Source organism: Anoxybacillus sp. (assembly GCF_036834105.1).
Classification (GTDB): domain Bacteria; phylum Bacillota; class Bacilli; order Bacillales; family Anoxybacillaceae; genus Anoxybacillus.
The window spans coordinates 1-1971 of sequence record NZ_DAITON010000224.1 but is presented as its reverse complement, the minus strand read 5'-3'; the positions used below and the strand labels follow the sequence as shown (position 1 = coordinate 1971).

Annotated in this window: 3 protein-coding genes; 2 read left to right on the top strand and 1 reads right to left on the bottom strand. The window is 37.3% G+C overall.

Annotated features, from left to right (window positions below; genetic code table 11):
• Positions 1-94 precede the first annotated feature (94 nt).
• A complete protein-coding gene (gene perR, locus V7Z64_RS13155; RefSeq protein ID WP_035045636.1) occupies positions 95-538 on the top strand; it encodes a peroxide-responsive transcriptional repressor PerR in 444 nt (147 codons plus the stop codon).
• 26 nt (positions 539-564) lie between these two features.
• On the opposite strand, the gene V7Z64_RS13150 is transcribed toward perR, so the two are convergent.
• A complete protein-coding gene (locus tag V7Z64_RS13150; RefSeq protein WP_004577816.1) occupies positions 565-927 on the bottom strand; it encodes a YgzB family protein in 363 nt (120 codons plus the stop codon).
• A gap of 119 nt (positions 928-1046) precedes the next feature.
• Between V7Z64_RS13150 and V7Z64_RS13145 the strand changes: the two genes are divergently transcribed.
• Entirely contained in the window at positions 1047-1919 is an 873-nt protein-coding gene (locus tag V7Z64_RS13145) for a nucleotidyltransferase-like protein (protein WP_297992142.1), read from the top strand.
• Positions 1920-1971 lie beyond the last annotated feature (52 nt).

The following is a 1971-nucleotide window of genomic DNA, read 5'->3' as shown; positions in this document are numbered from 1 at the left end:
AAAATACAATTGACAAACGGTTTCAGTTTTTTGTACACTATTTATAAAAATTATAAAGTAATAATTATAATTTTTATAAATGAAAGTGGGGTGCATGACGGTGACGCACGCACAGCAATTAAAAGAAGCGCTTCACGCGTTGAAAGAAACCGGCGTCCGTATTACACCGCAACGTCATGCGATACTCGAATATTTGATTCAGTCGATGTCCCATCCAACAGCGGATGAAATTTATAAAGCTTTGGAAGGAAAATTTCCAAATATGAGTGTCGCGACGGTGTATAACAACTTGCGTGTGTTCAAAGAGGTCGGTCTTGTCAAAGAATTAACGTACGGTGATGCATCGAGTCGTTTTGATTTTGTTACGACACATCATTATCACGTCATTTGCGAAGTGTGTGGAAAAATTGTCGACTTTCACTATCCGGGGTTAGATGAAGTAGAAGATTTAGCGGCACATGTGACAGGATTCAAAGTTAGTCATCATCGTATGGAGATTTATGGAACGTGTCCAGACTGTCAAAAAGGACATCATTAACATAAAAAGCTGGTAGCGGTATGCTATCAGCTTTTTATATTTCTTGTTTTTCGATTATATTTTTCATCAAACTCTTTTCCTTCAAGTGTCGGATCAAGCGTAAGTGGCTCGTTGCAGTACATGCATACGTCGACTCTGCCTAACATCTTTGTCACTTTATTACATGACGGACAAACGACTTGTACAGTTTTTGTGGATAACATCCCGATCCAAAAATAAACGACCGTGCTTGCAATAATAAACAATAATCCTAAAATCATAAATAACGTCATGACAATTGGGGATGTACGAAAAAATATTCCGGCATACATGACGAAAAAACCGATAAAAATTAAACTTAATGCAAATGTACGAATTTTATTGATCTTGCTTGAATATTTTACACCCACACTATCGCCTCCTATGTATAACTATATCATAAGTTTTAAATGATAAGCAGTAATCAGCAGGAGTTTTTTGAAAAATGTCGAATACGGTCAGACAATGTTGAAAAATGGAGGAAACGGTTATGGAAGATTTGTTGCGTCCGATTTACCAAGAGCGCGCTAGTCACCCTCATACGCTTGGAATTTTAATGGTTGAAAAAGGGTCGGATTACTCTCCGGAGACGGATTTATTTGACGTTATTTTATTTGTTATTGTTCAGAGAGGAGAGGAAAAAGTTTTTATTAAGCATTATGCATTTGAAGAAAAAAGCGCATCATTGCATGTCGTCGACGAACATCAAGTAAAAGAATGGGTGCTGCTTGGCTCAAATCGAAAAGTGATAAATTGGCTGTTGAACGGGAAGGTTTTGTTTGATCGAAATGAATACATTGAGCAGTTGCGACAACGTCTCTTGCAGTTTCCAGAAGAAGAGAGAAAAGTCAAGATGGGAATTGAATTTGCAAAATTAGTTCGTCGTTACATAGAGGGGAGAAGTTTTTTTGAAAAAGATCAGTGGCTTGATTCTTACAATCACATCCTTCATGCTCTTCACCATTTGGCGCGCCTAGCTATTATTGAAAACGGTTTTTATCCTGAGGTGACCGTATGGAATCAAGTGAAGCATATTGAACCGCAAATTTACAAACTATATGCCGAGTTAGTGGGAAGTGAAGAGCCACTCGATAAGCGATTGCAGTTATTATTTTTAGCAAGTGACTTTTTTATCCATTCGAAGCTCAAACAAGGGGCAAGCCATCTTTTAGATGTACTTACAAAAAGGGAGACATCGTGGTCTATGGCCGAATTGCTAAATGAAGAAGAGTTGGCGGTATACGGGGTTGATTTAGCTATTTTCCTTGAATTTTTAGTTGAAAAACACGTGCTTTCTGTCGAAAAAATAACAACGAAAGGACAAGGGGTGTTTCATAGACATTATGTAGTTGAAAAAAAATAAAGAAAAGGTGTTGACGTTTAGAAATGTTCGTGATATATTTTTAATCGTCGCT